This window comes from Streptomyces rhizosphaerihabitans, from assembly GCF_025399795.1.
Classification (GTDB): domain Bacteria; phylum Actinomycetota; class Actinomycetes; order Streptomycetales; family Streptomycetaceae; genus Streptomyces; species Streptomyces rhizosphaerihabitans.
In genome coordinates this window covers 16767-41789 of sequence record NZ_JAODTZ010000049.1, presented here as the reverse complement: position 1 = coordinate 41789, position 25023 = coordinate 16767, and the positions used below count along the sequence as shown (strand labels likewise).

At 69.9% G+C, this 25023-nt stretch carries 31 protein-coding genes; 7 read left to right on the top strand and 24 right to left on the bottom strand.

Translation table 11 applies throughout. The annotated features are described in order from the left end of the window. Positions 1–49 precede the first annotated feature (49 nt). Positions 50–730: a GOLPH3/VPS74 family protein gene (locus N4G66_RS35200; RefSeq protein WP_261708358.1), complete on the bottom strand. Its 681-nt coding sequence runs from the start codon at positions 728–730 to the stop codon at positions 50–52. 333 nt (positions 731–1063) lie between these two features. Here N4G66_RS35200 and N4G66_RS35195 point away from each other — a divergent pair, with 333 nt between their 5' ends. The 3 genes from N4G66_RS35195 (at position 1064) to N4G66_RS35185 (ending at position 4792) form a co-directional block, all read left to right on the top strand. Beyond that, complete coding sequence (locus N4G66_RS35195) at positions 1064–2698, top strand: ABC-F family ATP-binding cassette domain-containing protein (RefSeq protein ID WP_261708356.1); 1635 nt, start codon at positions 1064–1066, stop codon at positions 2696–2698. A 128-nt stretch (positions 2699–2826) separates the two neighbouring features. After that, positions 2827–3603, top strand: coding sequence for a dimethylargininase (gene ddaH / locus N4G66_RS35190; RefSeq protein WP_261708355.1), 777 nt, complete (start codon positions 2827–2829; stop codon positions 3601–3603). A gap of 211 nt (positions 3604–3814) precedes the next feature. Then, positions 3815–4792 carry an acyl-ACP desaturase gene (locus tag N4G66_RS35185; protein WP_261708354.1) on the top strand — a complete coding sequence of 326 codons (978 nt, stop codon included), beginning with the start codon at positions 3815–3817 and terminating at the stop codon, positions 4790–4792. A gap of 197 nt (positions 4793–4989) precedes the next feature. Here the strand turns inward: N4G66_RS35185 and N4G66_RS35180 are convergent, their stop codons facing one another. After that, the gene (locus N4G66_RS35180; RefSeq protein ID WP_261708353.1) at positions 4990–8373 is read right to left on the bottom strand and encodes a hypothetical protein; all 3384 of its coding nucleotides are present in this window, start codon (positions 8371–8373) and stop codon (positions 4990–4992) included. Between the two features lie 112 nt (positions 8374–8485). Next, positions 8486–8731 (bottom strand): WhiB family transcriptional regulator, encoded by a 246-nt coding sequence (locus tag N4G66_RS35175; RefSeq protein WP_261708352.1) that lies wholly within the window; start codon positions 8729–8731, stop codon positions 8486–8488. Positions 8732–9002: 271 nt separating this feature from the next. Here N4G66_RS35175 and N4G66_RS35170 point away from each other — a divergent pair, with 271 nt between their 5' ends. Continuing rightward, positions 9003–9794, top strand: a complete 792-nt coding sequence (locus tag N4G66_RS35170; protein WP_261708351.1) for a VOC family protein — start codon at positions 9003–9005, stop codon at positions 9792–9794. A 242-nt stretch (positions 9795–10036) separates the two neighbouring features. On the opposite strand, the gene N4G66_RS35165 is transcribed toward N4G66_RS35170, so the two are convergent. Both N4G66_RS35165 and ligD read right to left on the bottom strand, forming a co-directional pair. After that, positions 10037–11074, bottom strand: coding sequence for a LacI family DNA-binding transcriptional regulator (locus tag N4G66_RS35165; protein ID WP_261708350.1), 1038 nt, complete (start codon positions 11072–11074; stop codon positions 10037–10039). 255 nt (positions 11075–11329) lie between these two features. Then, a complete protein-coding gene (gene ligD, locus N4G66_RS35160) occupies positions 11330–12361 on the bottom strand; it encodes a non-homologous end-joining DNA ligase (RefSeq protein ID WP_261708349.1) in 1032 nt (343 codons plus the stop codon). Between the two features lie 336 nt (positions 12362–12697). On the opposite strand from ligD, the gene N4G66_RS35155 reads away from it, so the two are divergent. Beyond that, positions 12698–12931, top strand: coding sequence for a hypothetical protein (locus N4G66_RS35155; RefSeq protein ID WP_261708348.1), 234 nt, complete (start codon positions 12698–12700; stop codon positions 12929–12931). Between the two features lie 15 nt (positions 12932–12946). On the opposite strand, the gene N4G66_RS35150 is transcribed toward N4G66_RS35155, so the two are convergent. The 15 genes from N4G66_RS35150 to N4G66_RS35080 all read right to left on the bottom strand — a co-directional run bounded on the left by N4G66_RS35150 (position 12947) and on the right by N4G66_RS35080 (position 21218). Next, positions 12947–13663 carry a TIGR02391 family protein gene (locus N4G66_RS35150; RefSeq protein ID WP_261708347.1) on the bottom strand — a complete coding sequence of 239 codons (717 nt, stop codon included), beginning with the start codon at positions 13661–13663 and terminating at the stop codon, positions 12947–12949. A 161-nt stretch (positions 13664–13824) separates the two neighbouring features. Continuing rightward, positions 13825–14493: a class I SAM-dependent methyltransferase gene (locus N4G66_RS35145; RefSeq protein ID WP_261708346.1), complete on the bottom strand. Its 669-nt coding sequence runs from the start codon at positions 14491–14493 to the stop codon at positions 13825–13827. Positions 14494–14571: 78 nt separating this feature from the next. Further along, entirely contained in the window at positions 14572–15027 is a 456-nt protein-coding gene (locus tag N4G66_RS35140) for a glycine-rich domain-containing protein (RefSeq protein WP_261708345.1), read from the bottom strand. Between the two features lie 174 nt (positions 15028–15201). Next, positions 15202–15411: a hypothetical protein gene (locus tag N4G66_RS35135; RefSeq protein WP_261708344.1), complete on the bottom strand. Its 210-nt coding sequence runs from the start codon at positions 15409–15411 to the stop codon at positions 15202–15204. Continuing rightward, on the bottom strand, positions 15408–15617 hold the full coding sequence (locus N4G66_RS35130; RefSeq protein WP_261708343.1) for a hypothetical protein: 210 nt from the start codon (positions 15615–15617) through the stop codon (positions 15408–15410). The genes N4G66_RS35135 and N4G66_RS35130 overlap by 4 nt, the downstream gene beginning before the upstream one ends. Beyond that, complete coding sequence (locus tag N4G66_RS35125) at positions 15614–16078, bottom strand: hypothetical protein (RefSeq protein WP_261708342.1); 465 nt, start codon at positions 16076–16078, stop codon at positions 15614–15616. Before N4G66_RS35125 ends, N4G66_RS35130 begins: the two co-directional genes overlap by 4 nt. A gap of 87 nt (positions 16079–16165) precedes the next feature. Beyond that, positions 16166–17008 carry a helix-turn-helix domain-containing protein gene (locus N4G66_RS35120; RefSeq protein WP_261708341.1) on the bottom strand — a complete coding sequence of 281 codons (843 nt, stop codon included), beginning with the start codon at positions 17006–17008 and terminating at the stop codon, positions 16166–16168. Further along, a complete protein-coding gene (locus N4G66_RS35115; protein ID WP_261708340.1) occupies positions 17005–17541 on the bottom strand; it encodes a DUF6879 family protein in 537 nt (178 codons plus the stop codon). Before N4G66_RS35115 ends, N4G66_RS35120 begins: the two co-directional genes overlap by 4 nt. Before the next feature lie 5 nt (positions 17542–17546). Next, positions 17547–17756, bottom strand: coding sequence for a hypothetical protein (locus N4G66_RS35110; RefSeq protein WP_261708339.1), 210 nt, complete (start codon positions 17754–17756; stop codon positions 17547–17549). Between the two features lie 483 nt (positions 17757–18239). Continuing rightward, positions 18240–18686 carry a hypothetical protein gene (locus N4G66_RS35105; RefSeq protein ID WP_261708338.1) on the bottom strand — a complete coding sequence of 149 codons (447 nt, stop codon included), beginning with the start codon at positions 18684–18686 and terminating at the stop codon, positions 18240–18242. 125 nt (positions 18687–18811) lie between these two features. Continuing rightward, positions 18812–19297, bottom strand: a complete 486-nt coding sequence (locus N4G66_RS35100) for a hypothetical protein (RefSeq protein ID WP_261708337.1) — start codon at positions 19295–19297, stop codon at positions 18812–18814. Positions 19298–19503: 206 nt separating this feature from the next. Further along, positions 19504–20013 carry a hypothetical protein gene (locus N4G66_RS35095; RefSeq protein WP_261708336.1) on the bottom strand — a complete coding sequence of 170 codons (510 nt, stop codon included), beginning with the start codon at positions 20011–20013 and terminating at the stop codon, positions 19504–19506. A 312-nt stretch (positions 20014–20325) separates the two neighbouring features. After that, entirely contained in the window at positions 20326–20652 is a 327-nt protein-coding gene (locus N4G66_RS35090) for a hypothetical protein (protein ID WP_261708335.1), read from the bottom strand. An 86-nt stretch (positions 20653–20738) separates the two neighbouring features. Next, positions 20739–20879, bottom strand: a complete 141-nt coding sequence (locus N4G66_RS35085; protein ID WP_261708334.1) for a hypothetical protein — start codon at positions 20877–20879, stop codon at positions 20739–20741. A 147-nt stretch (positions 20880–21026) separates the two neighbouring features. Then, positions 21027–21218 carry a hypothetical protein gene (locus tag N4G66_RS35080; RefSeq protein ID WP_261708333.1) on the bottom strand — a complete coding sequence of 64 codons (192 nt, stop codon included), beginning with the start codon at positions 21216–21218 and terminating at the stop codon, positions 21027–21029. Positions 21219–21296: 78 nt separating this feature from the next. On the opposite strand from N4G66_RS35080, the gene N4G66_RS35075 reads away from it, so the two are divergent. Then, positions 21297–22031 (top strand): hypothetical protein, encoded by a 735-nt coding sequence (locus N4G66_RS35075; RefSeq protein WP_261708332.1) that lies wholly within the window; start codon positions 21297–21299, stop codon positions 22029–22031. A 49-nt stretch (positions 22032–22080) separates the two neighbouring features. Here the strand turns inward: N4G66_RS35075 and N4G66_RS35070 are convergent, their stop codons facing one another. The 3 genes from N4G66_RS35070 to N4G66_RS35060 form a co-directional block, all read right to left on the bottom strand. After that, entirely contained in the window at positions 22081–22524 is a 444-nt protein-coding gene (locus N4G66_RS35070) for a hypothetical protein (protein ID WP_261708331.1), read from the bottom strand. 61 nt (positions 22525–22585) lie between these two features. Next, positions 22586–22846: a hypothetical protein gene (locus tag N4G66_RS35065; protein WP_261708330.1), complete on the bottom strand. Its 261-nt coding sequence runs from the start codon at positions 22844–22846 to the stop codon at positions 22586–22588. A gap of 314 nt (positions 22847–23160) precedes the next feature. Beyond that, positions 23161–23361, bottom strand: a complete 201-nt coding sequence (locus N4G66_RS35060) for a hypothetical protein (protein WP_261708329.1) — start codon at positions 23359–23361, stop codon at positions 23161–23163. Between the two features lie 135 nt (positions 23362–23496). Between N4G66_RS35060 and N4G66_RS35055 the strand changes: the two genes are divergently transcribed. After that, entirely contained in the window at positions 23497–23901 is a 405-nt protein-coding gene (locus tag N4G66_RS35055; RefSeq protein WP_261708328.1) for an excalibur calcium-binding domain-containing protein, read from the top strand. A gap of 185 nt (positions 23902–24086) precedes the next feature. On the opposite strand, the gene N4G66_RS35050 is transcribed toward N4G66_RS35055, so the two are convergent. Continuing rightward, positions 24087–25016 carry a hypothetical protein gene (locus N4G66_RS35050; RefSeq protein WP_261708327.1) on the bottom strand — a complete coding sequence of 310 codons (930 nt, stop codon included), beginning with the start codon at positions 25014–25016 and terminating at the stop codon, positions 24087–24089. Positions 25017–25023 lie beyond the last annotated feature (7 nt).

Sequence of the window (25023 nt, the reverse complement as noted above, 5' to 3'; positions counted from 1 at the left end):
CGGGCGCCGGGAACTCGCGTTCTCTGGGGCTGCCTCGGACCGCGTCCGGTCAGTTCGCCGTGGTCGCGGCCGTGGCCGACGCCGTCGTGGCCGCCACGATCACGGCCGTACGGACCTCCTGGATGACCTTCCTCAGGGCCGGAGCCGCCGCGCCGCTGCGTTCGGTGAGTTCGTCGATGCGGGCCTTGTGGAGCTTGCGCTCCTTGGGCGACGCGAGGGTGCGGAGCTCGGCCGCGGTGGCGAGGGCCACGAGGGCCGCGTCGCGGTCACAGACCTCGGCGACGGGCACCGGCCCCTCCATCACCTGTCGCGCCTCCGCGCGCAGGGCCTGCACGGCGGGCACCCGGTCCAGCTCGTACTCCACGGAGGGGAAGAGCCCGAGGACCCGCTTCTTCTCCGCCCGCAGATATCCCTCGGCGGCGAGCTGGGCACGTACGGCGTCCAGGGTGACCCTGGCCCACGACGTGACCCATGGCTTCCACCTGCGGGGCCGGGACTCCGCGACGAGCTCCAGGAGCCCGTCGAGAACGAGGTCCCCCGTCCGGGAGTCGGCGTCCACAGGAGTGACGATGCCGTCGTCGTCGACGAGCAGCCCGCGCTGGGCGAGCTCGGTGAGGGCTCCGGCCCGCACCAGGTGATGGAGGTGGGTGGACCCGGTGATCTTCCCTTTCGTGGTGTCCCAGGCCAGGAGGTAGAGCCGGGCGGGCAACGTGAGCGAGCCGTTCGGCACGAGGTCTCCTTGGTTCGTCTTGGTCGTCTTGGTCGTCTTGGTTCGTCGGGGAGCGTTAATCCTTTGACAGCCCACGGGGCCGCCCCTACGGTGTATAGCGGTTCTGTTGCCGTCGAATGGAGAAGGACGTTGCTCGTCTGAGGTCTGAGACACCGCGTCACACAGCCGGATCTGTGATCAGTCCGGCCCGCGTGTGCGCTGCGTGCGACCTCGGCGTTCGAGCCGTCCTTGGGTGCGGAGCCTCCTTCTAGCTCTCCTCCGAACTGGATCGTCGTCGCCTCGCGGTGTCCCGTACGCGTACCCCCGACCGCATCCAGCAACCGCGAGGCACTCATGTCAGCGTCCCCCACCTCCATCACCTGCACCTCCCTGTCCTTCGCCTGGCCGGACGGCACCGAGGTCTTCGACGACCTCCAGATCGCCTTCGGACCCGGCACCACCGGGCTCGTCGGCGTCAACGGATCAGGAAAGTCGACCCTGTTGAAGCTGATCGCCGGAGAACTCACCCCGGCGGACGGCACCGTCCGGGTCGCGGGCGAGGTAGGCCATCTGCCGCAGAACGTCACCCTCGACACCGCCCTGCGGGTCGACGAGGCACTCGGCATCGCCGCTGTCCGCGCCGCCCTGCACGCGATCGAGGCGGGCGACGTGGCCGAGGAGCACTTCGACGCCGTCGGCGACGACTGGGACGTCGAGGAGCGGGCCCGCGCGACCCTCGGCGAACTCGGGCTCGGCCACATCGAGTTGGACCGAACGATCGGCGAGGTGTCCGGCGGCGAATCGGTGCTCCTGCGGCTGGCCTCGCTCCTGCTGCGCCGGCCCGACGTCCTCCTCCTCGACGAACCCACCAACAACCTCGACCTGTACGCGCGACAGCGCCTGTACACCGCGGTGGAGGCCTGGTCCGGGGTCATGATCGTGGTCAGCCACGACCGCGAACTGCTGGACCTGGTCGACCAGATCGCCGATCTGCGGTCCGGTGAGGTCACCTGGTACGGCGGGAACTTCTCCGCGTACGAGGAGGCGCTCGCCGGCGAACAGGAGGCGGCGGAGCGCATGGTGCGCGTCGCCGAGTCCGATCTGAAGAAACAGAAACGCGAACTGGTCGACGCGCAGGTCAAGTTGGCCCGGCGCAAGCGGTACGGCCAGAAGATGTTCGAGCAGAAGCGCGAGCCGAAGATCGTCATGGGTGCGCGCAAGCGGGCGGCCCAGGAGTCCGCGGGCAAGCACCGCACCATGCACGAGGAGAAGCTCAGCGAGGCGAAGGAGCGTCTCGACGAGGCGGCGGAGGCCGTACGGGACGACGACGAGATCCGGATCGACCTGCCGTACACGGCCGTACCGCCGGGGCGCACCGTCCTGACCCTCGACCGGCTGGAGCTGAGGTACGGCGCGCGGGTGGACGGCGTGTTCGATCTGCGCGGACCCGAACGCATCGCGCTGATCGGGCGCAACGGAGCGGGAAAGACGACGCTGCTGCGGACGATCGCCGGGGAGCTGGACGCCGTGTCCGGTGAGGCCCGCGCCCATGTGCCCCTGCGCTTCCTGCCGCAGCGGCTCGACGTGCTCGACGACGCGCGGACCGTCGCCGAGAACGTGGCCCGGTACGCGCCCGCCGCCACCAACAACCGGATCCGGGCGCGTCTGGCCCGCTTCCTGTTCAAGGGCGCGAAGGCCGACCAGCGGGCGGCGACGCTCTCCGGCGGCGAACGCTTCCGCGCGGCGCTCGCGGCCCTGATGCTGGCCGACCCCGCGCCGCAGCTCCTGATGCTCGACGAGCCCACGAACAACCTCGACATGGCGAGCGTCCGCCAGCTCACCACGGCCCTGGAGTCGTACGAGGGGGCACTGATCGTCGCCAGCCACGACATGCCCTTCCTGGAGTCGATCGGCATCACGCGCCGACTGCTGCTGGAAGGAGGAGAACTGAAAGAAATCACCCCGGAAACTGTCGGGTATTCCTCCTAGTGCGGGCAGCGGAGGCGGCCTAGCGTCGGGGGTGGGTGGTGCCCGGCGTCAGGCCGGGGGCTTTTGCGCGCGCGAACCGCGCTGCATGATGTTGCGCCGACACCCCCTGCCGATTCGGAGACCGACCCGTGCCCAGTCAGAAAGCGCTCGTACGCCGGCCCAGCCCCCGCCTCGCCGAGGGGCTGGTGACGCACGTGGAGCGCACGACGGTGGACGTCGACCTCGCGGTCGAGCAGTGGGAGGCGTACACCGAGGCGCTGCGCACGCACGGCTGGGAGACCGTGGAGGTGGACCCGGCCGAGGACTGCCCGGACTCCGTGTTCGTCGAGGACGCCGTCGTCGTCTTCCGCAACGTCGCCCTCATCGCCCGCCCCGGCGCCGAGTCCCGGCGCGCCGAGACTCCGGGGGTCGAGGAGGCCGTGGCGCGCCTCGGCTGCTCGGTGAACTGGATCTGGGAGCCGGGCACCCTCGACGGCGGCGACATCCTGAAGGTGGGCGACACGATCTACGTGGGCCGTGGCGGCCGTACGAACGCGGCCGGGGTCCAGCAGCTGCGGGCGGTCTTCGAACCGCTCGGGGCGCGGGTCGTCGCCGTACCCGTCAGCAAGGTGCTGCATCTGAAGTCGGCGGTCACCGCGCTGCCCGACGGGACGGTGATCGGGCACGAGCCGCTCGTGGACACCCCCTCGCTGTTCCCGCGCTTCCTGGCGGTACCGGAGGAGTCCGGGGCGCACGTGGTGCTCCTGGGCGGCGGCAAGCTGCTGATGTCGGCGAGCGCCCCGAAGACCGCGGAACTGCTCACCGACCTCGGCCACGAACCGGTTCTGGTGGACATCGGCGAGTTCGAGAAGCTCGAAGGCTGTGTGACATGCCTCTCGGTACGACTTCGGGAGCTGTACGTCTGAACGAGTGACCGAGACATCCGTCCGGCCCTGGGACCTCGACGTCAGGGGCTCCTCCGGCACGGCCAGGACGTACGGGTCCTCGCCTGTAACACCGCTGATCAGCGGCCTTTACAGGGTCCTTAACCTACGGTGTCGTAACCTACGGAGACGTAGCCTACGATGCCGTAGGTTAGCTTTTCCGCTCGTTGTCCCGTCCCTCCCTGGAGCACCCGTGACGATCACTTCTCCCGACCTCGGCAGCCCGGCAGCCGCCTGGACCGACGCTCGTCTGCTGTACGCGCTGGAGGAAGTGGTCGAGACAGAGCTGAACCGCCACCTGAAGGTGGCCAAGGACTGGATGCCGCACGAGTACGTGCCCTTCAGCGACGGCCGCAACTTCCCCGGGATCTTCGAGGACGGCGAGGCCTGGGACAAGGAGCAGTCCAAGGTCACCGAGATCGGCCGCATCGCGCTGGTCGTCAACCTCCTGACCGAGGACAACCTCCCGAGCTACCACCACGAGATCGCCTCCCTCTTCGGCCGTGACGGCGCCTGGGGCACCTGGGTGCACCGCTGGACGGCGGAGGAGGGCCGGCACGGCATCGTGATGCGCGACTACCTGCTCGCCTCGCGCGCCGTGGACCCGGACAAGCTCGAAGCGTTCCGTATGCAGCACATGTGCGAGGGCTTCGAGTCGGACAACCGCCACTCGATGCTGCACTCGGTCGCGTACGTCGCCTTCCAGGAGCTGGCGACCCGCATCTCGCACCGCAACACCGGTCACCAGTCGGGCGACCCGGTCTGCGACCGCATGCTGGCGCGCATCGCGACCGACGAGAACCTTCACATGGTCTTCTACCGCAACCTCCTGAAGGCCGCGTTCGAGCTCGCCCCCGACCTGACCATGCAGGCCGTCCGCGATGTCGTCGTCAACTTCCGGATGCCCGGTCACGGCATGCCCGGCTTCGAGCGCATGGCCGCGCAGATGGCCATCGGCGAGGTCTACAACATGCGTATCCACCACGACGACGTGCTCCAGCCCGTGCTGCGCCACCTCAAGGTCCTGGAGATGGACGGCCTCGGCCCCGAGGGCCTCAAGGCCCAGGAGGAGCTCGGCTTCTTCATGGGCGGTCTCGACTCGGAGGCCTCCAAGTTCGACGAGAAGCTCGCCACCCGCAAGGCCCGTATGGCGGCCCGCGCGAACGCGTAGCTCCGACCGCGAGCACGCGGGCTCCGGCCTCCGGGTCGCCGGTCCCTGGGTCTGGGTCTGGGTCTGGACCAGGCTTCGCGGGCACGCGGCCCCGCACTTCGCCCCCGGCTCACGCCGCCCCGCCTCGCGCGGGGACGTGAGCCGGGGGCTCGCGCGTGTCCGGACCCGCGCCGGCCGGCGAGGTGTCCGGCGGCCGCTCACTCCTGTGCGGTCAGGTGGTCCAGCGCGGCATCCCTGACGTCGGGCACCGGGTGGCGGCGCAGTGTTCTCAGGTGCTCCCGCCAGGGGGCGGCCCAGCCCGTACGGGTGCCGGTCGCGACCGTCACGGCCACGGCGAGGAGCCCTTCGGCGTGGCCGCCGTGCGCCGCGAGGTGACGTGCGGCGTCGAGCAGGGCGCCGGGGTCGCCGCCCTGTGCCCCGAGACGGGACTCCAGCCGTGCGGCCGTCCGTACGGCGAGCGCCGGGCGGCCGGCGGTCAGGGCGGCCAGCCGCGCCAGCTGCCGCGGGTCCCCTTCCAGGTCCAGATGCGTCACGGCGACGGCGGCGGCCTGCGGTACGAAGGCGTCGTAACCGGCCAGCAGCTCCACGGCGGCCAGGGCGGCGGGACGTACCGTCGCCGGGTCCGTGTCGGCGCGCCGGGCCAGACAGTCGACGAGATGCGTGAGCCGCTGCCGGGCCGGCCGGTCCCTCCGCTCGTCCGCGTCGGCGCGGCCGGTGGCGGCGGCCGCTTCGGCGCGCTCCGCTGTCCCCGCCTCTGCCTCCGCCTCCGCCAGTGTCCTCAGGGCGTGCTCGAATCCGTCGACGCCGTTCGGTGCGGCCGCCGCGACGGTGACCAGTCCCTGGGCCGCCGCGCGCCAGCTCACGCGGTCCGTGAGATCGGTGGTGGCCGCGGCGAGGACCGTGGGGGCGTCCGGGGACCACGGCGCCCAGCGGGCGAGGGCGGCGAACGCGAGAGTCGCGGTCTCCGGGTCGTCGCTGGTGGTCGCGTCCCGGACCAGGCGGGCGTAGCGCTCGCGATGCGGCTCGGGCAGATCGAGGGCGCCGGCCCGCAGGACCGCGGCGCGCAGCACCGGCTCGGCGCCCGCGGCGTCGCGCAACACGCCCCAGACCTGTTCCTCGTCGAGCAGATGGCCGGTGAAGGCCACGACGGCGGCGCGCACATCCACATGGGCGCCCGGCGCCGCGTACGCCTCGGTCAGCAATTCGGCCGCCCGCCGGCTCGGGAGCCGGACGGCGGCGAGCCGGGCGGCCTCCTTGCGGCTGGTCACCTTGGTGTCCGACGCGAGCAGCACCGCGCGCAGCCGGCCGGCGAGGCGTGACGGCGGGGCGAACCGGGAGGCGCGCGTGGCCGCGTAGACGGCGACGCGCGCCCGGTCGCCACCGGCGTGGGCCAGCAGCTCCGGCAGCGCGTCGGCGGGCCGGTCGGTGCGGACGAGCGCGGCCAGGGCCGCTTCGGCGAGCACCACGTCCGGGGCCGCCGCCCAGCGCCGTACGAGATCGGTGCCGCGGCCCGGAACGAGAGCGGCCCGCGCCAGGGCCGCGGCCCGCTCGTGCAGGGGAGACCGGGCGTCCTCGACCTGATCGGTCAACTGCCGCATGACGGACTGCTGTTGGCGCTCGGTCCAACGGCGTACGTCGCGGTCCACCGGTACGGTCCAGGGGGCGCCCTTGGTCAGAAAACGCCCGTACGGCGGGACCTGCGCGAGCAACGGGTCGAGCAGGTCGGTGCGGCGCCGGGTGACGACCTGGCGGACGGACCACAGGGCGCCGGCCGAGGGTTCCAGGGCGAGGATGCGGCCCACCCGCTCGTCCCGGGTCGCGGGCGGCTCCAGCCACAGATCGACCGCGGTCCGCACGGTGACGTCATTGCCGTACCGGATCGCCTGCCACAGGAGCTCCTGGAGTTCGGGCATGCCGGCGGCGCGGCGGCCCACCGAGCGGGCCACGGCGAAGGCAAGACTGTAGTCGGCCTTCTCGGCGCCCGCCTCGATCCAGGGCCGCAGCGCCTCGTACACCTGGTGCTCCTGGCCCCGGCGCAGCTTCGCGTCCAGGCGGCCGAGGTCGGCGCCACCGGTGCTGCCCGAGATCCGGACCAGGGTGCGCAGTGCCCAGTTCACCAACTCCCTCGATCCGCCCGCCGCGTGCTCGCGCAGTACGGACAGTGCGAGCCGGCTGAGGTGACGCCGTGTCGCCTGGGAGGAGTCGCGGGCCTCGACCGCGTCCGCGGTGATCCGGTCGAGGCCCGGCTCGGCGTCCTCGGTGAACAGGAGGGGCCGCACCGCGGACAGCGCTCCGAGCGCGGCCGAGCGCACCGGGTCCTGTTCGTTGCGCAGCCGCGACATGTCCTCCAGTACGGCGGTGACGGCGGCGCCGTCCCCGGAGCGTGCGGCGTTGCGGATGAGCAACGGCCAGGCCTGCGCCCGGTCTTCGGCGGCGGGCCGCCGGGTGGCCGCGTCGAGTCGGCCCCGCACCTCGGCGACGGGCAGGTAGGAGTCGGCGAGCAGCAGGGTGTGCCAGGCGGCGCCGCGTTGGCGCGCGTCGGCCGCCATCCGCCGGGCCTCCTCGGCGACGCAACTGCGGGGCAGCGCATCGAGGATGAGCGCGTCCACGGTGCCGTGTCCGGCGCCGCGGCCCTCCTGGGCGGCCCGGTGGAAGGCGTGGCGCCGCGCGGGCGGCAGTGCTCTCAGGAGCGGTGCGAGGTCGCCGGACTCGGCCAGGGCACGGCCGTAGGCGGCGAGTTCGGGCGCGCCGGAACGGGCGAGTCTGCGCAGGACGTCCGGCTCCGGGGTTCTGCCGCGGCGTGCGGCGAACTCGGAGGGCGCGAGCAGCAGCCGCAGCAGGCGGCTCGGGTCGGCGGTCGCGAACCTCGGCAGGTGGACCCGCAGTTGATGGGGAAGGGTGGCCGGCCCGAAGCGTTCCAGCAGGTCGAGCACCCGGAGCGGGTCCGCTTCGACCGAGGCGGCGACGCCCACCGTGCACCGGCGCCACCAGGTGGCGCGCAGGGCCTCGGGCAGCGCGGCCAACTGCGTTGCGGCGACGTCGAGGAGGAAGCCGGGATGCCGCTTGGCGAGCGTCTTCCAGCCGGTGACGGCGTGGAAGAGTCCGGGCAGCAGTCTGCCGACCGTCTCCGCCGTGCAGCCGGGGAGCAGTCGCGCCGCCTCCGCGTCGCCCCACCGGCGCCGCAGTTCGTCCACCAGCCGGTCGGCGAGCGCGGTGCGCCGGCCCGCCACGATCGCGCGCAGCAGTTCTCGGCGCACCACCTCCGGTGCGTCGTCGAGCGCCGACTCGAAGGCGGAGTCGGGCACCTGAAGGCTCTCGGCGGCCCGCAGGGCGTGTCCGCGCACGAAGGCGTCCGGGTCGGCTATGCGGTCCGCGATCCACCCGGCGTCGCGTCCGACGGACGCCGCCACGACGCCGATCCCCCGCTCGTAGGGGCCGCGCGCGTCGAGTTCCTCCAGCACCGGGCGCAGCTCGTCCGTCGCCCGCACGAAACGGGCGAGTTCGCGCATGCGCTGCGGGTACGGCAGCGGATCGAGCGCGCCGAGCAGGTTCTCGGCGATCTGCCGCGGGGTCCGGTCCATGCGGGAAGTGTGCCTGTTCACGGCGGGGCGGCGAACCGATTTACCTGTGCGGGCGACAGATGCCCCGGCATCGTGCGGCCACCGGCGACCGGGCCCACGCCATGGGCCCACGTCATTCCATGGCGCGTCGCAGGCCCAGGCGCTCCTTCTCGGAGAGACCGCCCCACACGCCGAAGCGTTCGTCGTTGCTCAGCGCGTAGTCGAGGCACGCGGAACGCATCGCGCACATCCCGCAGATGCGCTTCGCCTCGCGCACCGAGCTGCCCGGCTCGGGAAAGAAGAAGTCCGCCCCCGTCTGCGCGCACAACGCCTGCTCCTGCCAGGCGAGGTCGGACGGAGTGATGGTTTCCAAGTACATGGTCAAGATCGTGCCTTGCGGCGAAAAACGTTCGATCAACACAGGATCAACGCCACGTTCCAAGGCTCCCGGCGGCCTCGATGATGGCCCCGCGGGAGGGTGCCGGGCACGGCGGCGCGCGGGCAGGACGAGGACAATACGAATCGCGGTGGCCACCGAGGGTAATGGCGACTGTCGCTCCGGGGCGGTTTGCGCGTCTCGACGGCGATTGTCAGTGGGCGGTGGAAGACTCGGCACCAAAGGCAACGGGACCCCCCAAAGGAGGGCAATCATGCTCACCACCCGCTTCGTCAACGGCGCTCCGAACTGGCTGGATGTCGGCACGGCCGACATCGAGGGCGCCACCACCTTCTACGGAGGCCTCTTCGGCTGGCAGTTCCAGTCGGCAGGGCCCGACGCCGGCGGCTACGGCTTCTTCCAGGTCGACGGAAAGACCGTGGCCGGCGGTATGCAGATCACCGCCGAACAGGGCCCGCCGTCCTGGAACGTCTATTTCCAGACCGAGGACGCCGAGGCCACGGCCAAGGCGGTCGAGCAGGCCAAGGGCACGGTGCTCATGCCGCCCATGGACGTGATGGGCGAAGGCCACATGGCCATGCTCGCCGACGAGGCGGGCGTGACCTTCGGTATCTGGCAGCCGGGCCGGACCAAGGGGCTGGGCATGGCCGGTGATCCGGGCTCGCTGTGCTGGGTCGAGCTCTACACCCCGGACATCGCGGCGGCCGCCGCGTTCTACAACTCGGTCTTCGGATGGAACACTTCTGCGATGCCGTTCCCCGGCGGCACCTACACCTGCATCAACCCCGCGGGGACCGAGGAGGAGAGCATGTTCGGCGGCGTCATGGCGCTCGCCGACGACCCGGTCGAGGCGAAGACCGGTGCGTACTGGCTGCCGTACGTCGAGGTCCCCGACACGGACGCCGTGGTCGCCAAGGCCCAGGAGCTCGGCGGCACGGTCCGTATGCCCGCGACGGACATGGAGGGCGTCGGCCGCATGGCCAAGCTCGCCGATCCGTACGGGGCGCGCTTCGCGGTGATCAAGAGCGCACCGCAGCAGAGCTGACGTCCCCGGTCGGCCGGACCCCGACGCCCGGGGCCCCGCCGACCGCCGTCGCCCTCATCCGTCGCCGGCACGGACGGCTCACGTACGGACGGCTCACGCACGGGGACCGTCCACGCGCACGACCGAAGACCCGGCCTCCACGCGCACGACCGCAGGACCGGACCTCCATACGCACGACCGGAGTTCCGTGGGCACTGTGCTGCGCCGGGGCACGAACAGGGTTCCCGAGGCGCCTGTCAGACCTACGCGGAGGCCCGTCGGACCACGGTCGTCGGCAGGACCACGCCGGAGGTCTCCGGCACCGGGCCGTCCGGCGCCGCGCGCCCCTCCAGGCCACGGATCAGCAGACGGGCCATCAACCGGCCCATTTCCTCTATGTCCTGACGAACCGTCGTCAGCGGCGGATCCATCTGCTCGGCGATCGGCAGCATGTCGTCGAACCCGATCACGGCGACGTCGTCGGGCACCCGTCGCCCGTGCTCACGCAGCACACGCAGCACGCCGAGGGCCGACAGGTCGTTCGCCACGAAAACGGCGTCCAGGTCGGGGCGGCGCTCCAGCAGTTCCCGCATCGCGCGTTCGCCGCCGGCGGGTGTGAAGTCGCCCTGCGCGACGAGCGCCGGATCGATGTCGGGCAGGACGTCCCGGAAGCCGTCCAGCCGGTCGACCGCGGACGTCTGGTCGAGGGCACCGGTGATGTGGGCGACGCGTGTCCGCCCGAGACCGAGGAGATACCGAACGGCCTGCCGCGCGCCGCCCCGGTTGTCGCAGTCCACGTAGACCGCCTCGCGGGTGCCCGCGCCCCAGCCGGGACGCCCGCCGAACACGGTCGGCACGCCCGCGCCGTGGATCAGGCCGGGCAGCGGATCGTCGAGGTGCAGCGAGAAGACGAGGGCGCCGTCGACATGGCCGCCGGCGAGATAGCGGGCGACGCGGACGTGGTCGTCGCGGCCCTCCGTGAGCAGCAGCACGAGCTGCGAGTCGTTCGCCGTCAGTTCCTTGCTGATGCCCCGGAGTTGGAGTGCGAAGAAGGGGTCGGCGAAGACCCTGGTCTCCGGCTCGGCGATCACGACGGCCACCGCGTCGTGGCGTCGGGTGACGAGACTGCGGGCGGCCTGGTTCGGCACGTACCCGAGTTCTTCGACGGCCCGGCGCACCCGTTCGACGAGCGGCTCACGGACCCCGTCCCCGCCGTTCACGACCCGCGACACGGTGGCCCGGGAGACCCCGGCCCGCGCGGCCACGGCCTCCAGCGTGGGGCGTGACGCTGTCTCGGTCACCTCAGGGCACCTCCTCGGCGGATGCGGATCAGGATAGCCGCGCGGCCGCCCGCTTCGTGAACTCGAACCGATCACGTCGCGAGGGGCCCGGCAGCCGCGACCGCGCTCCACCTGGGAGTGGTCGGACTCCGTGAGTGATCAGGACACCACTGATCCGGCCTCCGGAGATCCGTCCGCCGGCGATCCCTCTCCGGCAGAGATCCAGCGGGGATCCGACCGGGAGCGACCCAGCGAGGGCGATCCGGCCAAGGGTGATCAACCGCTCGGCGGCTGAGCTTCCTCGTGTTTGGCGCGGCTCGGCTGTACGCGCTTGGGCTCGCCCGGCATCTTCGGATACTCGGGCGGGTACGGGAGGTCGCCGAGGCCGTGGTCGTGCTCGTCGCGGCTGGCGAGCTCCAGCAGGGCCTCCAGGGAGAAGGCATGCTCGTCCATGTCGGCGTGCACATCGCCTAGTTCGGCGAAGCGCCCCGGCATGGTCGCCAGGTCGAAGTCCCGGGGTCTGGCGTCCTCCACCTCGTCCCAGCGCAGCGGCGCGGAGACGGGGGCGTGCGGGCGGGGGCGTACGGAGTAGGCGGAGGCCATGGTGCGGTCTCGCGCGGCCTGGTTGTAGTCCACGAAGATCTTTTCACCTCTCTCCTCCTTCCACCACGCGGTGGTGACCCGGTCGGGCATACGGCGTTCGAGCTCGCGCCCGACGGCGATGGCGGCCCGGCGCACCTGGGTGAAGGTCCAGCGCGGCTCGATCGGCACGAAGACGTGCAGCCCGCGGCCCCCGGAGGTCTTGGGCCAGCCCCGCAGATCGCCGTACTCGTGGAGGACCTCGCGCAGTTCGTGGGCGGCGTGCACCGCGTCGGCGTAGTCCGTGCCGGGCTGCGGGTCGAGGTCGATGCGCAGCTCGTCCGGGCGGTCGACATCGTCGCGGCGGACCGGCCACGGGTGGAACGTGAGCGTGCCGTACTGCGCGGCCCAGAGCACGGCGGCGGGCTCGGTGGGGCACATCTCGTCGGCGCTGCGGCCGCTGGGGAAGGTGATGTGGGCGGTCGGGATCCAGTCGGGCATGTTCTTGGGGGCCCGCTTCTGGAAGAAGGACTCGCCGGTCACTCCGTCCGGATAGCGCTCCAGGGTGGTGGGACGGTTGCGGAGGACGCGCATGATGCCGTCGCCGACGGCGAGGTAGTACTGGGCGAGATCCAGCTTCGTGAAGCCGCGCTCCGGGAAGAAGACCTTGTCCGGGCTGGACAGTCGTACGCTCCTGCCGGCCGCTTCGAGTTCCACCGCATCGCCCATGCGAGCCACGGTAGGCGCAGCGCGCAGCGCGCGCACACCGGGCGGATGCCCGCGCCGCCACGCAGAATCAAGCATGAACCTGCGGGAAGTGGTCGAGAAGTCGATGCTGCAGCTCGGCATGCGGAACCCACAGACGTACGCCCCATACAGGCGCTAACAACGGGCGTCCGGCCATCACCCCACGGTGGCCGGACGCAGTTGCGTGTAGCAAGCCGGTGCCAGATTCTCAGCCGCCGCCCTGTGTGCCGCTCGGCGCTACGGTCGGCACCGCTATGGCCTGCGATGTTGGATTGCACGGGGGTAGCATCGCGCTTCTCAACCGGAAGGGGACTTCTTATGACTGTCGCTGACCTTGAGGCGCTGCGAGCGGCGTACCTGACTGCGCTCGACGCCTACACCAGCACCGCGGAGAAGGCGAGGGCGGAGCTCGGGGAGGTGCGCCCCATTGGGGAGGGACCCGTCCCGACGATCTCTCCCGCATGGATTCAGGCGATGGAGGCGGAGCACGAGGCTCAGGCTGTCTACGAAGCGGCCCGAGATGCCTACTGGAAGGCCGTGAAGGCCGAGTAGCGCTAGACGCTCGGGTCAGCTCTGGCTTGCCTCGATCTTGTCGAGAAGTCGCATCAGCAGGTCGGCAAGGAGAACGACCTCGGCCGCCTCGGTGGGGTCACTGTAGTCGACTCGCCGGTGGCTGGCCGGGTTCTTGAAGAGCCCGATGGCGCCCTTGAAGAGCTCCATCAGAGCAACAGCTTCACCACTCTCCGCCTCCGGGTCTGAGAGCGGACCGCCCTGCTGTCCGTCCTTTCCCTGCCGGAATGCCTCCTGCATCAGGGGTCTGCCCACCAGCCCGGTAGACAGGCCCGAGAGCTCGCGAACCCGGACCTCGACCTCTTTCATCGCCATGAGGGCGGCAGCCTCAAAGTCGCCGCGCAGGTATTGAGGGCGAGCCGCACCTTCAAGAACCGGGACCATCTGAACGTCGAGCCGCTGAACGGCGCGGATCCACGGAAGCCCACGGGTAAGAGCTTCGTGTCCCTGCCTGCTGATGAAGAAGGCCCCGATGCTGTTCTGGTCGACGTCGGGGACAACGAGTCCGCGGTTCACGAGCCAGGCCCATGCTTCGCCGAGTGCCGCGACGGCGTCCTTGCGAGTGACGTAGGCGCGGTGGGCAGCGGCAAGTAGCCAGTTCCGGTAGTTCCACTCGTTGTTCTGCAGGGCGTCTCGCAGCACCCGAAGCGCGAGATCGTCGATGGGAAGGGCAACGACGTCGTCGGCCTCAAGGGTCCAGTCAGCGGTTGGCATGTCTCTCCAGTCGGACGAGCGTGAGCGGCAGAATACGCGTATCGATCGATAGCGGATCCCGGGCTGCGGCCGGGCCCCGGGGCAACGAGCCCGCCCGCCCTCGTACTGCTGGGGTGCTGAGGACGGGCGGACGATCGTGTGGGCCTGACCCACGCAGAGGGCTACGCGCGGGCCTGGACGATGAGCGTGCCGACCTTGCGCCTGCCGGGCGGTGCGTCGAGCACCGAGGCCCGTACATCCGTGTAGCCGTGCTCCTTCAACAGGCGCTCCCAGCCCTCCGGCTCGTAGTCCCAGCGCTTCACGACGAGCGGGTCCTCGCCCTCACCTCGCGGGATGTACGAGGCCTGGCACCCGTAGCAGCCCTCCACAGCGGGCCGCTGCGAGAACGCCAGCACCCCGCCCGGCCTAAGCCGCTCGCGAATGGCAGGCAGGGTGACCGAGGGATCGGAGAACCACACGACCCCGTACACCGAGTACACCGCCGCGAAGGGCTCGCCGCCCTCCCGCAGGTACGCCACCGCATCCGCCCGGCGTAGTTGGAGGCCAGGGGTGTCGCCCCAGCGTTCCTCGGCGGCACGCAGCTGCACCGGAGAGATGTCCACCCCCACGGCGGCCATACCCTGCGCGGCGATATGCGCGGCGTTCCCGCCCTTCCCGCACCCCAGGTCCAGCACGCGGTCACCGGGCCCAAGGTCAAGGAGATCGGTGTCGGGCCCGTGGTCGGTGTACTGGGTCCAGTTGAACCAGGTGGCTTCACCGGCCGCGTTCACCGGCCGCCGCTCGGGCCGCTGGCTTGAGTACGTGTTCCAGGCCGTCGCCGTGTCTGTCACTGCCTGCTCCGCTCATAGGGCCAGCCGCCCGGCAGCATCGCCGGACGGCTGGAGTCTCTTACAGGTTGCGCCGGTTCGTCAGGTGTTCGGGCTGTCCGTACAGCCGGCGTGGCATTGGGTGCACTCCGCCACGTCCGGCCACAGCTCCCGGTCGATGGAGAACCCGGCCGCCGCGATGGCCGCGAGCGTGCGCTCCCTGGCCTGCTGCGCCTCTTCGGCCGGCGCGTCGTCGGTCGGGACGTGATGGACGAACCGGCCGACGACCTTCTCGCAGAAGATCGCGTAGTCGACGGTGTGCAGGACGAACGCGTGCCAGCCGACGTCGACCAGGGCGCTCGGAGCCAAGTTCTGGAAGGGCTGCTGGCCGGACGTCGCGATGAACGCGGCGGCCTGGCCGACGATCCGGCGCGCGGTGTCGGCGCTGATCTCCGGGTGGTCGGTGGTGACTCGGTTGGTGAGCCGCTCAGCCACCTCGGCGCTGAGGAGAGTCATCGGGTCGGTGGTGCCCACGGGACGTTCTAACGCGATGGTCACGTCTTTCCTCCTGTTGTGGACGGATGCCCCGGATCCGGGGCTGGTGACCCGCCCGCCCTCTGTTGAGACTGGGGTACGAGGACAGGCGGGCCAGCCGTCACCGGCCCACCCCGCTGCATACACGGGGCGGACCGGCCCCTACTCGCAGCCAGCCACGGGGCTGGCCACGAGAGCTCATGATCTGTTCGCAGCCCGGTACGTCTCCCACAGCTCCCCCGCTGTCGGGCAGGCTGTGCTGTCCACCGCGCACGTCGCACACCCGCCGCCATGGTCGATGTACGCCCGGTACGCCCGCTGAACCTTGTTGAACTGACCGGCCGCGGCGACCCGCTGCAAGTGGCCGTAGCCGATCCCGGTGTCGACGAACTCGAAGCGGCTGCTCACGAGGATCGCCGCCGACGATGGGGTGAACTGTGGCCGCGGATCTCGATGTTGCAGTCGCTCACCTTGGACCAGTCGCCCTGCGCCTCGGCTGTGGCGCGTTGCCGGGCCAGAGCTGCGCACACCTGGCAGTCGGCTGCTGGCTCCGGCTGGTCGAGGGGTAGGGACAGGTCGATGGGGCCGTCGTCCATAGTGGTCTGCTGCTTCATCCGAAAGCCTCTGTGGAGAGTCGAGGACCGCCGCCCGGGCCGAGCGCTGCGCCGAGCAGGACGGGATCTGTCAGGCGCCCGGAGCCGTCCGGCCGTTCGATCCACACGCGGCCGCGCACCGGGTACAGCACGGGAGGGCAGCGCAGAAGCCAGCCCCGGGGCCGGACGGTGATCGTGCAGACGTCGTCGAGTTCGTCGGTGAGGGTTGGTGGAAGCAGCCACCAGGCGATCCCCTGGTTACAGTCGGCCAGCACTGGGCCCCGCCGAGCCGGCGGGATGCTCTTGACCGCGTCCATGGTCCGGGCGAGGGACGTCTCGCCCGCGGTCCAGTGGCCACCGGTCGGGAAGGCGCCGAGTTCGTCCGCATCCCACAGGGACCGCGTCTCAGCGGGCGTGTCGGCGCAGGAGAGGAGCCAGTCCTGTCCTGCCTGTCGTACGTACGGGGCAGGTTGTAAGGCCATGACCAGAACCGTAGGAACTCAGGCCACATGCGTGGGGGCCGATTGCGCGGGATTGTGCACGCAGTCAGAGCGGTTGCCGCCGATTGCTCACGCGAGGTTGAACTGGGCCCGCGCTCGCACGATCAGGCGGTGTGCCTGGTGGCCGAAGACCGCGGACTCGCGCATCAGATACCACACCTTACGGTAGAACGCGACGTCGTCCGCGGCGTCGAGCCACAGCTCAGCGTTCCACGTGTCCGCGACGACGAGACGCTCGTCAATGATCCAGAACCCATGCTTCGGGGAGAACGGCGTACGTACACCGAACGGGATCACGCCGAGCGTGACGGTGTCGAGGCCGATCAGCGCGCCGAGCCTGTCGAGCTGCGCCGTCATGGCCTCCGGAGCGCAGCGCACAACGTGCAGAGCGCCCTCCCAGATGAGGGCGTGGAAGTGGTGACCCGGCTCGTACAGCGCCTCCTGGCGCTTCATGCGGGCCCGTACGCCTTCCTCGATGTCTCGGGGCGTACCAAGGCGCGTAGACACGTCGGTGAGAACCCCTCGCGCGTACTCGGGGGTCTGGAAGACGCCGGGGATGATGCCCGACTCGAAGAGGTGGATCGTCTCGGCCTGCGCCTCCTGGACGACGTGACCCTCCTGCACGGCGCGATGGCCGGCCGCGAGCTGCCGCTTCCAACTCCGGTACGCCGTCTCCAGTCCGCGCAGGCTGTGCTTCAACTCGTCGACGACGTCCGACTGTCCGGCTGCGTGTGCCCACGCTTCGACGTCGGCTTCGGCCGCGGTCTGCTTGCCGTTCTCCAGGCGGCTGACCTTGGAGCGCTGCCAGCCGAGACGTGCGGCGAACTCCTTGCCGTTGACCCCGCTCCCGGTGCGCAGCTCACGCAGCCGCGCACCGAGAGCTTCACGGGCCTGTTGGTAGTCGGTGCTCACATCGTCGAAGCTACCTGCGCCGCGAACTCCTCGCGCCGGATCGCGAAGTGCCAGGCGACATCCCGGATCTGGCAGAACCTCACGATGCGCTCAGGGTCCTCGACGAGCTCGGCGCCGAGGTACTCGTCGGCGTCGTCGAAGTGGAGGACCAGGGCGCGGCGGGCGTCGAAGAGCCAGAAGTCCACCGTGGGCAGCCCGGCCTTGTCCGCGTCCGTGCGCCACAAGTTGCGGATGTCCTCCCCTGCCGCGTTGTTGGCGGCCGCAGAGGCGAGCAGGAACAACTGCTCTTGGGTGGGCGGGTTGTCGACGATCCGTACGCGCTCGATGCGCTTGCCCTGACCGGTCTGCGCCCGGACGTTGACGCACCATGGGCGCTGCGAGTCGTCGGGAACGGCACCGGTCTCGAGGTATCGGCGGTACTTCTCGCCGGCCCGGTCGGAGCCGTAACCGCGGCGGGACTCCAGCCGCCACGCGGTGTGCTCGAACTCCTCGAAGTACGAGCCGAACGTGTCGTCGTCGATGAACTGCGGCACGCGCGCTACTCCTTGGGGGCGAATCGGGTGAGCAGCTCGCGCGGGATACGGACGAACGACTCGCCCTCGAGGACGTTCGCCAGCTGCGCGACGTCCTCGGGATCGGTGACGGTGTACCCCTGCACGACGATGTCCCCGCTCGCGACGTCCTCGTACAGGGTCGGGCACTTTCCGTCGTCGCTAGTGGTGCCGAGCATGCGGAGCTGTAGGGCCATGGCCGGTCTCCATTCTCGTCCCTGGGTGGGGCCTCAGAATGCGACGGATAGCGAGTGCCCGCAGGCGGATTGCTGCGGATTGCGCGAAGGCCTGCGGAAAGTTGACCGATTGCGAGCAACGGACGCAAGCCTGGCCAGTCCACGGCCGAGGTACCCGGGAACCCGCGTGCAAGTGGAGGAAGCCCCTGCACGACCGTTACAACCGTGCAGGGGGCGCGGTGAGTTGGTGGAGTACGAGCGCTTCGAGGAGTTCGTCGCCACGCCGCGGCTGAAAGGGCTTGGCGTCTCACTGGATCTCGGGCAAACCCTCGTTCGTGATGATCCGCTGGCTCTGGTATCTGTTCGACCAGGCGACTCAGGCCAGGCATGGAGTGACCGGTCGTCAAGGCCATCGAAGCCCTGCGCTGACCCCGGACGTCGGTCTGCGGACCGCCGACGCCCCTCACGTGCCGCGGAGTCCGTCGACCGGGGTAGGAACGGAGATCACTTCTCGGGGATGTCCCAGACGCCAGGCGGCTCCCGGAACTCCAGGTACTCCACGGGGATGCCCATCTCTTCCGCGATGATCGGCAGCCCGTCGTCCAGGAGGCCGAAGCCTCGTACGACGACCGCCCCGGTCCGTGTGTCGACGACGTGGCGGAACTCGGCTGCACCGGCGACGGTGACGCTCTGGCTGCGCAGCTCGTAGCCGAAGCGCTCCGCTATGGCCGTCGTCCTGCTCATGCACTCCTGCTGAAACCCGCTGCTCGGGGAGTCGGTGCCCTCATGGAAAGAGGCCTCCACCCAGCCCTTTGCTTCCTCATCGAGGCCGACCCGGTCCGGGCCGGTACGACGGGCTGCGATGGAGCTGGTCGCGAAGGCCTTGAGTAGATCAGTCCTAGCTTCGCGCGGACCGGACAGCGTGATCGTGAATGCGCCCTTGACTGACATCCCACCAGGCTAACGACCAGCGCTGACAACACGTCCCGTCCATCGGGCAGCCCAGTGCGCCGCAGTGACAGGGGCGCCGCGACGTCTGCCAGCCACGGGCGCCCCCGTCCTCTCAGGTGTGCGGGCTACTGCTGGCCTGCCTCGTTGGCCAACTGCCCCGCCAACGCGTTGAACGCGGTGACGTACTGGTTTGCTGCACGCAGTGTGGCGTTCTCGGGCGTCACGTTGTACGTCTGTACAGCCCCGTTGCCGAACGTGACGTTGATGACGGCAGCGCCCTTGTTCTTCCGGCCGGCGGCAAGCGAGGCGCCGCCGGTAAGGACGCTTCCAGCGAGTCGCGTGGCGGTCCATGCCTTGTGCGCACCGGCGTCAACGAACTCGGCGTGCCCGCCACGGATGGGGCCTTGAGCTGTCTCCCCGAATTTGGACGCGGGCCAGGCGCGCAGCATGCAGGCAGTGTTCAGCGCCCTCTCGGCCGGGTGGGTGCTGCGCCATTCAGCGAGGGCTTCCTTCTCTGCTTGCCTCTGGGCGGCCCGTTCTTCGCGCTGCTGGCGCTTCTCTGCCCTCTGGGCCTCTCGCTGCGCGGCCTTCTCTGGGTCCCGCTTGAACATGGTGCCCCCCCCTGGACGGTTGCTCAGGGAGGCATCATGCGCCGCGTGGAGGTTGCGTGGCGATCATGTGGCCATGTCGTAACACGCGGAAGTCCCAGCCGGGCGGATTGGCTGGGACTTCGTGTGCGTCAGCCCCTGCCATGTTCGCCTCCCTGCACGCGCAGGCCTGGCCGCGCTGTGCACGACCGGGCCGATGAGCGGGTGGGTCAGAAGTCGGGGCAGATGTTCTTGTGCGCCACGTCGAGGATCTTTGCGGCCTTGGCAAGGCCGTGGCCCTCCGGGTGGGTGGGGCTGCTCCACCGCTGGTTGGTCTGATCGATCTGCTTGGTCTCGTCACCGGGGAATCGCTTGAGGAGGCCGCACGTGTCCATGCCGCGGCTCACCGCCTTGTCGTCCTTGCCGTGGACGATGTCGGTGTCGATGGCGTTCAGACCCTTGAGGAAAGCCTGGCGTTGCGCGGCCTTGGGCGTGGCCGGGAGGCCGGCGGCTTCGAGCGCCTTGTCGAGGTCCGCCTGGCTGATCTTGCTCGGCGCCGCGGACGGCTTGGGCTTGGCGGGCTTGCTGCTAGCAGCAGCCTTGGGCTCGGGGTCGCTGGAGTCGTTGCCGCCGCAGGCATCGACGATGCCGCCGAGGATGAACATCACGAAGACGACGCCGAAGATCTTCTTGTTGCGGCGGCGGCGCTGTGCCTCTTCGGCAGTGAGCTGTGTGTGCATGATCCCCCCTGGGATGTTGTGCTTGAGGGACATCATGCGGCATGTGAGGGATTGGTAAAGACGCAGGTCGTGCGGCGTCACGCATTGTGCGCCCGTCGGCCGAGGCGCAGCCTCACGGCAAATCGGAGTCGCAGCGTGCAGTCGTCGATGGCGCCGGGATCCGGCCCCCCGGATTGGTCATGATCCGGCGGAGGGCATCGGCCCAAGGGCCAGGCTCCGGCTCCGGGGCCGCGTCCACGCAGGCGTCGATGTGGGCGATGACGTCGTCGCCGAGGAGCGCCCGCCAGCGTGCTGCGGCCGGGGACTCGGCGGTCATGCGAGGGCCTCGCCGGAGGCCGCCTGCGCGCGGCGGCGCACGATCTCCGCTTCGATCGCGTCGACCGTCACCAGCGGGTGGCCCGGATACCAGGCGGCGACGGCCGCCTCCAGGGGCGTGCGAGCGGCGCGCTCACGGACCGCGTCGATCAGCGCCTCGGCCGCAGCACGAATCGCCTGCTCGCGACACGGCCGGACTGCTGGGCTCGATAGCTCTGTGGAGTTCATGCGGGTCCACTGCCCTACATCATGCAATCCCTGCCGGTCTTGATCTTGTCTTTGCCTGATGCCGAAGATCACGTGGAACAAGAGATGCGTATGCACGCCGGAGAGTGAAGAGAGAATCCCCAGTACGCCCTGTCGCGGACGTACTGGGGGCTGCGCTTTCGGAGCCGGTCATGCCGATAAGGTCAGGCGCCCTTGGCGCAGGTCGCTTCGTTGCCGTCGGCGTCGTGGTGCACGGACTTGCCCTCGACGCCGGGGCGAGCCGGAGTGCTGATGAAGTAGCCGCCGCAGGCGCAAGCCTGGACGATGTTGGCGGAGTCGGTCATGGATCCTCCTAGTGGTTGGGCGCTTTCACCCCCTACGGCCCCGGGTGAGCACTCAGACAGTGGGAGATCCCAAATTTTCTTCGAGAGCCACGGCACGCGGCTCTGGACGTTGGTGGAGCGGCCCAAGCAAACGAGCCACCTCACCGCTCAGAAGCCGACGAACTTCCGGGAACGGCCCTGGCCCTCGGGCGGATCCAACTCCCTGGCTGCCGCAAGCGCGTCATCCATCATGTGTCGCTCGTTGCTGGCCCCGACAGGGTTGACCCCGCTGTCTTCGAGAGCTTGGGCCAAGTCCCGCAGCAGACGGGCGAGCCGCTTGGGGTCATCGGCGTACGACATGAACTTCTCCTTCAGGAAGGCACGGTCGACTCAGCGGATAATGACGCAGTCAACGCCCCTGCGTGGAACACTCCAGCCGTGAAATTCCTGCGTAACTACCGGATCTTGACGACTGTCACGACTCTGGCGACGGTCGCAGTCGGCACGGTCATTGTCCTCGGAGCCACTCTCGGCGGCTGGAAGCTGGGGCTGCACACCGACGACCGAGCGATCATCGTGAACACCGCGCTGGTGATCGACACCTGCATTCTGACCGCTGTGGCCGCATTCCTGGCGCTGCTCGCCTACAGGGCGGCCACCGGCCTCCCCTCACTGGATGTCGCGATCACCTTCAACTTCAGCTTCCCGAACGAACCCGTCTTCGTAGCGGCGTCGGGCGACGATGACGAAGCGAGCAGCGGCGAGTGGCGCAGGATCGCCAACTTCAAACAGAGTCTCGCAACCGTGACGCTGACGAACTCGAGCACCTACGCGGCGAAGAACCCGGGCGTGCGGATCGAACTCGAAGGCCTCGGCGGCCTGGGTGAACAGCAGGGCTGGGAGCAGATCGCTTTCGTCACCAGCGTCGGGATGACACAGATTCAGTGGGACGGCGGCACGGACAGCATCGTTCACGGCCAGTGGTCCCGCACTCTTCCGTCCCTGACCTTCGACAACGTGCAGGAGTTGCAGCCCGGAGCGACCGCGCTTGTCGTAACGATCGTGGCCGATGGCATTACGCCGATCGTCAAGCGGCTCCCTGTCCGCATCCTGAGCTCTGACGAGTACGACGTCTACACAGAGGACCGGGCTCGGCGGTTCGCGCTGACCTGAGCGGTCTGCGAGTCGCCGCCGGGCCCGGCCTCTGGCGTCACCCGCTGGCTCACCGAATGCCAGCGTCGTGAGTGCGGCGCCAGGCGTTGTGGGCTCGCCGGCCGAGGCGCAGCCGGAGATTGTGGCCACGGCAGCGGGGGCAGGTGCGCACCTTCCTGAACCGCTCGACCTCCCCGGTGCCCGCGCACTTCCGGCATGGGGCAAACGGCTTGACCGCGCACAACACTGCGTAACAGCCGAGCGTCAGGACGAGCAGTGAGCATGAGGGCGGATTCCTCTCCGAAGTGGGCGTTCCCCTGCCTTCAGGAGTGGCGATGCTCCACGCCTTCAGCGCGGGGTCGAAGCGGGCGCCGCCCTTGCTGACCGGGTGGATGTGGTCGGCGGTGTCGCTGGCGCCGTGGCCGCAGACGATGCAGACGTCGGAGACGGCGAGGGTGCGGGCTCGGAGCTGGCGCCACTCGTAGGACGTGAGCTCACTGCGGTCGGTGGCCACCCATACCCCCAGACGTGCCAAGGTCCGGCCACTCGGTGAGGGCCGAGCCGGTTCGGGGAGATCAGCGGCGACGGAACAGGCAAACGAGCGCAGTGCGGTCGCCTGTGAGTGCCTTGCCTTCGGCGCCGGACATACGGTCGAGAGCCCACCCCTGTGCCTCGATGGCTTCGATCTGCTCGCCGACTCCGGACATGACGCCGGTCGAGCGATGCGTGGAGTTCGCTTCGATGATCTTGAAGACGAGGACCTGTCGGCCGTTGGTGAAGGCCTCGGTCGCGACTCTGGTTGCCTCGTTGGCCTTGGCGTTGTTGATGAACCCCATGTGTCCCCCTCGTGTACGGCTACGTCAGGGGCTCAGGTTGGCACCGGAACGTCAGTGGACGCCAGGCTGTGGCTGTCCTGTGACACGACGAAGCCCCAGCCGGGGGGACCGTAACTGGGGCTTCGTCGTGCGTTAAGGCGACCCGGCCGCTCCCACGACGAGCGTTTTAGCGCCGGGCCGAAGCTTGGCCCAGTTGTCTGCAAGTCGTGGTGGCAGACGGTGGGACCTCTGTTGCTCGGGCTCGCCGAGCGGCTTGTGGTGCCGGTTGAGGGCACAGTTGTACACGCAGATCGTGACACCGCGCTGACCTGCGGTCAAGCGGCGTCGGTGGCGGCGCGTTTGGCGACCAGGGCAGTGATGTCGGCGGCGGGGTACCAGGCCTGCCGCGGGCTGCCGCCGGAGCGGGTGAGCTTGCTGCGGCGGACGAGCTGGCGGACGCCGTCGAGGCTGATGCCGAGGGCGCGGGCGGTCTGGTGGGCGGTGAGGTGGCCGAGCCGGATGATCTGCGACTCCATGAGGCCAGTGTGCCCCCAGATGCGGGCTGCTTCGGCCGGTGGTGGAGTTGATGAAACGTCTGCTCGAACACGCGAGGTGTTGCGATGGCTGACGGTGAACGACGGCGTGGGCCAGTGCGGCGACGCTGGAGGGCCATGGGCCTGTGGGCCAAGGTGGCAATCGCGGTGGTTGGCCTGGTGATCGGGTTCGCGGTGCTCGGCGGTCTGCTGGAGGCATGCGACGCGGGGGGTGAGGGGCCGCAGCAGCTTCCAACGAGCAGCAGCAGTGCCGAGTCTTCTTCCTCGACGACCGACGTTCCCGCCTCACCGACGCCGAAGAAGGAGGAGCCGGAGCGGCCGGCGGTCACGGTCACGGAGACTGCCACGGCGTCGGAAGAGCCGGTAGAGCCGACGACGTCTGCTCCCGAGGAAGGCGCCTACTACGAGAACTGTGATGCTGCTCGGGCTGCTGGCGCGGCACCTCTGCATCGGGGCGATCCGGGTTACCGGGATGAGCTGGACCGTGATGGTGACGGCGTGGCGTGCGAGCCGTACCGCTGACACGGGCAGCGGGGCGGGAGATTTCGTCACGGGCGGTCATGCCGACCCCTCTGCAGGGGCGGAAACGGCGCCCTCGGCGGTGGGACCCGAAACTCGAAACTTCGCAGCTGGGGGCCGATATCGGGGGCGAAACCGGTTTCGGATCAAGGTGAAACCACGGGCTTGATCCGAAACCGGTTCGAGGGCTACTCGGCGTCCTCAGTGGCAGGCAGATCGACGTACCGGAGGCCCTTCGCGCCGCCGCAGCACTCCCGGATCGTGAGCTGCCGGGTGGACACCCGGAACGGCTTCAGAGCGGCGCTCAACGCGGTCGAGGCACCGGCGGCGTCCATCTCGGTCCACGGCCGGTACAGGTCGGCCCGGTACGCGGCGAGGGCCTCGACGAGCCGGTGCGAGTGGACCGTCTCGACCCCGTCCGGCCAGATAGCGCGCAGGTGGTCGAGGACCGTCTCGACGTCCTGCTCCTCGACCTGCGCGCCGACCGCCTGCCTGGTTAGCGTGCCGGCCGCGGTGCGCAGCGCGAGGGCGCGCTTGCCGATGTCCTCGGCCTCCGTCTGGCGGATGAACGCGGCGCGCACGGTGATGCCTTCGCAGCCGCGGGCGAGGATGCCGGTGCCCTGCTCGTCGATGCTGATGTCGGTGGCCCGGAGGCCGCGGTCGTAGGCGCCGGTGCCGAGCACGTTGTTGTTGGCGCGCCAGTCCATGACGGCGAGGCACAGCCGGGTGCCGACGCTGCTGGATACGGACGACGGCAGGGACGGCGCGTCGGGGTTCTGGGTGAGCAGGATGAGGATGATCCCGTAGGCACGGCCCTTCTTGATGAGGCGGGTCGCCAGGGCCGCGGCCTCCTCCTTGTACTCGGCGTGCGTGAACAGCTCCTGCACCTCGTCGATGACGATGACGCGCGGGCCGAGCTGCTGCTCCGGGTACTTCTCGGCGAGCGCCCGGGTGACGCGCCGCCCGTCGGGCACCTCGGACGCGGGCAGCCCCTTGATGAACTTGGCGCGCCGCTGGTACTCGGCGATCCCGGACCGCATCCCGCCGAGGGCGGCCTCCAGGTCCTCGTCCTCGTCACCACTGACACCGCGCCCCCGCAGGTGTTTCAGGTGAAACATTTGGTTC